The organism is Vibrio sp. D173a, assembly GCF_030248475.1.
Genome location: NZ_JAHGAH010000392.1, coordinates 1 through 717, shown reverse-complemented (window position 1 = coordinate 717; position 717 = coordinate 1). Strand labels below are relative to the sequence as shown.

Annotated in this window: 1 protein-coding gene; it reads left to right on the top strand. The window is 44.4% G+C overall.

Going from position 1 to position 717, the window contains the following annotated elements:
• Positions 1 to 631 (top strand): hydrolase (locus KIV40_RS26145; protein ID WP_285352103.1); only part of this gene is annotated, 631 nt, incomplete at its 5' end.
• Between the last annotated feature and the right edge of the window lie 86 nt (positions 632 to 717).

The window sequence follows — 717 nt, the reverse complement described above, 5'->3', positions numbered from 1 at the left end:
GGAAGATGCGCGCTTTTTCTTAAGAAACCTGCATGCTCAGTTCCCCAATAACCCAAAGGTGGCGGTCGGTATCTCATTAGGCGGTAATATGTTGGCCAACTACTTGGTTGAGTATGCAGACGATCCACTGCTCTCTGCTGCGACTATAGTCTCTGCCCCATTTGATCTTGCCAGTTGCTCGAGTCGGATTGAGCAAGGCTTCTCTAAGGTCTACAAAAAATACCTTTTGAACTCATTAAAATCGAACGCACTGAAGAAAGAGAAACTGCTCTCTGAAAAGCTCGGCATTAGCGCGGACACGATCAGGAAGATCGAGAAGCTGTATGAGTTCGATGATTTGATCACTGCACCTTTGCATGGCTTTAAGAATGCACAAGATTACTACGCCCAATGTTCCGCTTTGCCCAAGCTGAATAAGATCAAGCTGCCAACACAGATCATTCACGCCAAAGACGATCCATTCATGACTGATGATGTGATCCCTAAATTCATTCTGCCGGATAACATCGATTATCGACTGTTCCAGAAAGGTGGTCACGTTGGCTTCATTACAGGCAGCACCCTTAAGCCAAAGTTTTGGTTAGAAGAAGCGCTACCTGCCTACTATGAAAGTATTCAAGATTCGGCATAATAGCGCCACGTTGAGTCGGACTTAACCCTACTTAACAACATATTCCAAACCTATCCATGAACATAAAAGAGAGATGTATTTATGAT